We start from the raw sequence: 5,390 nt of genomic DNA on the forward strand, positions 1-5,390 counted from the left end.
CGTAACCGCCCGATAGTCGCCGTCTGGTAGTGCTCTACCGTCTAGGTCAGTGTGGCGAGTCAGGAGGCACTGATGGCAGAAACGACGACAGATCGAGGCGGCGGGCCACGCGTGGTCACCCCACCAGCCGAGTGGACGCCGCCACGAGGGCGGCCGCGTTGGCAACTCGCCGACGGGGAGTTGATGGTCGCTGCGCTGCGGGCCAGCGGGGAAACGCCTGCCGCGTTCGCGCGGCGACATGGCTTGCACGAGGTGCGCGTCCAGCGCTGGGTCGCGCGTGTGGGCAGGAAGGCGCGATCAGCAGGGCCGGGGCAGCCCGTGGCCTTCGCGCCGGTACGTGTCACTTCGGCACAACCCGCGGCGAGCGGCCTCGAAGTCGTCATCGGTGGGGCAGTGGTTCGGGTGAGCCATGGGTTCGACGGTGAGCTGCTGCGACGCGTGGTCGCGGCGCTGGGTGAGGCGCCATGCTGAGCCTGCCACCGACGGTGCGCGTGTTCGTCGCCACCGAGCCGTGCGATCTGCGCAAGCAGTTCGACGGGATTGCCGTGCTGGTCGAGCAAGGACTGCGCCATGATCCGCGGAGCGGCCACCTATATGTGGTGTTCAATCGGCGCGGCGATCAGGTCCGGATTTTGTTCTGGGATCGCCAGGGCTACTGTCTTTTCGCGAAACGACTTGAACGAGGCCGGTTTCGCCTGCCGTGGGAACAGCCGGCGACGGGTGCGACGGTGGAGATGGAAGCCGCCGAGCTGGCGCTGATCCTCGAAGGGATCGATCTGCGCGGTGCGAAGCGCCGAGCACGCTGGACTGCGACGCCACCCGAAACAATCGACATCGCCGCGTGATTTATTGATCAGGGCCACTGTTCCGGAGCGATCGGCTCTGATAGCAGAGAGGTGTGACTCGACGCGTGCTCGGCTCGACGACGGATGTGCCGGCGCTGCGTGCGCAGCTCGAGGCGCTGGTCGCTGCCGGCGAGCACGTGCAGGTGATCGCCATCCTCTTCGAGGTCCTCGAGAAGGTGACGCGCGACCACAGCGACCTGGCGGCGCGCTACACGTCGATGCTGCGCCAGATGTACCGAAGCAAGTCGGAGCGGATCTCGCCGGATCAGCTCGCGCTGTTCCTCGCCCAGCTCCCCGCCAACGAGACCACCACGCCCCCCGACGAGCCGCCGCCGGCGCCCGAGCCACCGCCCGGCCCGATCGAGGGCGACGCAGGTGCGCCACCGGCCGGACCACAAGAGCCGAGCAAGCCCAGGCGCGGCGGTCGCAAGCCGGTGCCGCCGTCGATGCGGCGCGAGATCGTGAAGATCCCGGTCCCCGACGATGAGCTTCGCTGCTGCGATGCCGAGAAGAAGCTGATCGGGACCCGCGTTCGGGTCACGATCGAGTACCGCCCGGGCGAAGCCTACGCAGTAGAGGAACACGCCGAGGTTCGCGCCTGCGCGATCTGCGAGGGCAACGTGTCGACGGCGCCGACCACGCCACCGCCGATCGAGGGCGCACGGCCCGGTCCCGGCATGCTCGCGCAGATCGTGACGTCGAAGAACTCCGATGCCGTGCCGATCGAGCGCCAGAGCAAGATCCTCGCGCGCGGCGGGGCGCCGATCGCGCCATCGACGCTCGGCGATTGGTACGCGCGTGCCGCGGATCTCGTCGAGCCGTTGTCGCAGGTGCTTCGCGACGACACCCTCGCCCGCTACTTGATCAGCTTGGATGACACCGGCCTGGCGGTGCTCAGCCGCGGTCACGCGCGCGGCATCAAGCGCGGTCATATCTGGACCTTCCTGGGCGATGGTGGCGAGGTCGCGTTCTGTGAGTACACGCCCGACTGGAAGGGGAAATGGCCGCAGGCGACGCTGGCTGCGTTCCGCGGCCAGGTGATCCAGTCCGACGGCTACGCCGGGCTCGCTCCCATCTTCGAGCGCCCCAACGCGCCGCGCCGTGCAGGATGCATGGACCACTGCCGGCGCCGGTTCATCAAGGCACTCGACGCCGGTGATGCCCGCGCCGCGGTCGTCGTCGCTGCGCTGCGCGAGATCTACGCGGTCGAAGCCCAGGCCCGCGCCGACGGCGCCGACCTCGACGAGCTCCGACTCCGCCGGCAGCGCGACAGCCGGCCGCGCGTCGAGCGCCTCCATCGGATCATTGCCGATCTGGCGGGCCGGGCCACGCCCAAGAGCCCGTTGGGTAAGGCCGTTGGGTACGCCGTCAATCAGTGGCCCACCCTGGTCCTCTTCCTGGACGATCCGCGGGTCCCGCTGTCCAACGCGCACGTCGAACGGCAGCAGCGCCGCACGGCCATCGGTCGCCGAAACTGGTTGTTCGCAGGCTCCGACGACGCCGCCCGTCGCTTCGCGATCCTGCACACCTTGATCATCAACTGCGATCTCGTCGGCGCGCCGCCCTTCGAGTACCTCCGCGACGTCTTCCGGCACCTCGCCGACGACTGGCCCATGGCCCGGATTCGCGAGCTCCTGCCCGCCGCCTGGCTCGCGAACCAGCGCCGACAGCAGCAGCCACCCGATCGAGCTGCTGACCCCATCGACGACGCTGTCGTCGCCGCCGCGGCCTGACCGCGCGGTCGCCACGGCTGCGCGATCGCCGCGTACGCGGCAGACGCGGCGACCTCGGCGGGTCTTTGGCACGGCGCTCGCCATCGCCGCCACCATCGCATCTACCCGCTGGCTTTACGAGGCGTCGACTATCGGGCGGTTACGTCGTAGCCCCGGACGCCACACCAGCGTCGTATCCACCCGACCGTCACCATCTGGCTGGGATGACGCGGGGGATGCGACAACGCACGAGCGATGCGAGACGAGCTACGTGACGGCGACGACGTCGGCCTGGCCTGGACGCTGCTGTTCGGCCTGGCGGGCGGCGAGCCAGGTCCGGGGCAGGAGCTCGGTGACGCGGCCGGCGGGCCAGCCGGCGGCGATCTTGTCGATGACGTCGACGAGGTAGACGTAGGGGTTGACGCCGGCAAGCTCGCAGTTGAGCAGGACGGTGAGCACGTTCGCGTAGCGCTCGCCAGCGTCGAGGCTGCCGACGAACAGCGAGTTCTTCCGGAACGTGGACACGACGCGCAGCAGGCGCTCGACGTGGGCGTTGGAGATCGGGAACCGGCCATCGTCGAGGAAGGCGCGCAGGGACGGCTGCTGCCGGGTCCAGTAGTGGATGGCCTTGCCGAGCGGGGCCTTCTTGTCGACCTTGGGCGTGATGTCGATGATGACGCGCTCGAACTCGCGCCACAGGGGCACCGACTCGGCCTGCCGCAGCGCGCACCGCCCCGTGGCGTCGAGGTTGCGCTCGGTCGCGGTCCGCTCGACGTGGTACAGGGCACTGTACAGGTCGATCATCGGCTGTGCGCGGCGGTCGCCTTGCTCGAGGGCCTGCACGAACCGGCGCCGTCCGTGGTCGTTGCATCCGATGCGCCGGGGCGCGTCGGGGCCGACGAACAGCGGGTTGATGCCGGCATAGCCGTCGTTCTGGATGTCGCCGCGTGCGCCTTCGAGGACCCGCTGGGGGTGCGTCCCCTTCCAGTCGGGGGTGAACTCGGCATAGGCGATCTGGTTGATGTCCCCGAGGTAGAGCCACTGGCGTCCGGTCTGGACGTTGGCGGGGTGGTCTGCGTTGCGAGCGCGCACGGGGGTGTCATCGAGGCTGATCAGGCCGCATGTCAGCAGCTGGCGGTGGCACGCGGTCCGCAAGATGCCGAACATGTCGGCGGTCCGGCCGAACCAGTCGTGGAGCGTCGAGTTCGCCAGATCGATGTTCTGGCGCCGAAGTTGCTTGGCGAAGCGCTCGACCGGGTTGCCGTCGAGTACCTTGCCGATCGCCAGCTGGGAGAGCAGGCTCGACGACGCCATGCCGCCGGGAATCGGCTTGGGCGGCTCCGTCGGCTCCGCGGTGACGACGACTTCGCCACAGCGGCATCCGTACTTGTAGATCCGCTCCTCGAGAATGTAGACCTCCGCCGGCTGATAGATGAAGCGCTCGCGGACATCGAAGCCCATCTCGGCCAGCTGCTTGGTGCAGCACGGACACTTCTGCACCTCGGATTCCGGGACCTTGACCTCCTGGACCTTGCGGCGCAGCTCGCGTCCGCGCCGCTCACGATTGGGCCGCGAGCCCCGCCCGCCGGGCGGCTTCTCGTCGGACGGCTTGTCGCCGTCGGTGGGCTGGGCGTCGCCGTCGGTGGGCTGGGCGTCGTCCGCCGCAGGCTCCTGGCCAAGGCGCCCGGTCAACATCCGCAGCAGCTCGAACGCGAGCTGACCCCCGGGAGCCTCGTCCTTCTTGGAACGAAATGGCGCGCTCGCGTGCCAGCGCAACTTCGCGCTCAGGCTCGCCAACTCGCCATCGAGGCTGGCGAGCAGCGCGACCACTTCGTCGAGGATGCGCGATTGCTCGCTCGCGACCGCGCTCCTGAGCGAGCCGAGCGCGGCGATCGCGCCTTCGATCTGCTTGCGTCGGTCCGCTGCCATGTCGACAGCAAGTAGCAGAATCGATCTTGTGGTTTCAAGCGGTCGCGCGCACAGATGACATCATTTCTGCATTCGCCATCAATGAAGCCAGATCGCGAAGCGTGATCTCGACGGCGTTGCCGTCCGCGGCATGCGCGATCGGAAACGTCCCTTCATCGAGACGTTTCACCAGCATGCAATAACCGCGCTGGTCGTAGAACAGAATCTTGAGCTGATCACCGCGCCTGCCACGGAACACGTACAGGTCACCGCACTGCGGATCTCGTCCCAACTCCTCGCGCACCATCGTCACCAGACCTGCGATCTGTCGGCGCATATCGCAGGTGCCGGCGTAGAGGAAGATGCGAACCTTCCCATTGAGCCCGATCATCGCTCACCCTCCAGCACGTGCAGCCACGGCGCGATCGCTACCGCCTCCCACGTCCCCGCGAACGTGACGACGCGTCCGTTCGGCAACGTCACCTCGACCCGGCGCTCCGTGGCGGCCTCCTGGGTCTGGATCGCGTCGCGTACCGCGACGGACACAAAGCCACCCTTACCAGGGCGGACCTGCGGCTCTTGGCGCTCAGGGGCAGCGAACTTCGCGCGCCAGTAGCTCACGCGGTACGGTGGAAAGCCCTTGGCTCGCGCGAAGGCACTCGGCGTTTGCCCACTGTCGGCGAGCGCCGCCAGCATCGCCTGTCCATCCTCGGTCTGCCATCGCCCTGTCGGTGGCCGCCACTCGGCGCCTCCATGGTCGTCTCGGTTTGATCTCATGCCCTCCATTCACCACAGCCACCCTGTGCCACGTCAGATGGTGACGGTCGGGCGGATACGTTGCTGTGCAGCTCGTTCGTTCCCCACGGGAGTGATGCACGACGTCCCGTAAGGCCTGGAGACGTTCCCGGCTGTCCCCGGTGCCGTT

5 protein-coding genes are annotated in these 5,390 nt (G+C 68.3%); 2 read left to right on the forward strand and 3 right to left on the reverse strand.

Translation table 11 applies throughout. The annotated features are described in order from the left end of the window. Positions 1-485: 485 nt before the first annotated feature. Together tnpB (VGI12_08695) and VGI12_08700 are read left to right on the forward strand one after the other, a co-directional pair. Positions 486-845 carry an IS66 family insertion sequence element accessory protein TnpB gene (tnpB, locus tag VGI12_08695; protein HEY2432741.1) on the forward strand — a complete coding sequence of 120 codons (360 nt, stop codon included), beginning with the start codon at positions 486-488 and terminating at the stop codon, positions 843-845. A 53-nt stretch (positions 846-898) separates the two neighbouring features. Beyond that, entirely contained in the window at positions 899-2,578 is a 1,680-nt protein-coding gene (locus tag VGI12_08700; GenBank protein ID HEY2432742.1) for an IS66 family transposase, read from the forward strand. A gap of 246 nt (positions 2,579-2,824) precedes the next feature. Here the strand turns inward: VGI12_08700 and VGI12_08705 are convergent, their stop codons facing one another. The 3 genes from VGI12_08705 to VGI12_08715 are packed head-to-tail and all read right to left on the reverse strand — an operon-like array spanning position 2,825 to position 5,011. Continuing rightward, positions 2,825-4,486, reverse strand: coding sequence for an IS66 family transposase (locus VGI12_08705; GenBank protein ID HEY2432743.1), 1,662 nt, complete (start codon positions 4,484-4,486; stop codon positions 2,825-2,827). Positions 4,487-4,520: 34 nt separating this feature from the next. Continuing rightward, entirely contained in the window at positions 4,521-4,856 is a 336-nt protein-coding gene (tnpB, locus tag VGI12_08710; protein HEY2432744.1) for an IS66 family insertion sequence element accessory protein TnpB, read from the reverse strand. Continuing rightward, positions 4,853-5,011, reverse strand: a complete 159-nt coding sequence (locus tag VGI12_08715; GenBank protein ID HEY2432745.1) for a hypothetical protein — start codon at positions 5,009-5,011, stop codon at positions 4,853-4,855. Before VGI12_08715 ends, tnpB (VGI12_08710) begins: the two co-directional genes overlap by 4 nt. Positions 5,012-5,390 lie beyond the last annotated feature (379 nt).

Source organism: Vicinamibacterales bacterium (genome assembly GCA_036496585.1).
Classification (GTDB): Bacteria; Acidobacteriota; Vicinamibacteria; order Vicinamibacterales; family 2-12-FULL-66-21; genus JAICSD01.

Bases quoted from the DNA above. Each gene is read 5' to 3' on its own strand.
- VGI12_08705 (HEY2432743.1), bottom strand. From the start codon at position 4,486: ATGGCAGCGGACCGACGCAAGCAGATCGAAGGCGCGATCGCCGCGCTC.
- tnpB (HEY2432744.1), bottom strand. From the start codon at position 4,856: ATGATCGGGCTCAATGGGAAGGTTCGCATCTTCCTCTACGCCGGCACC.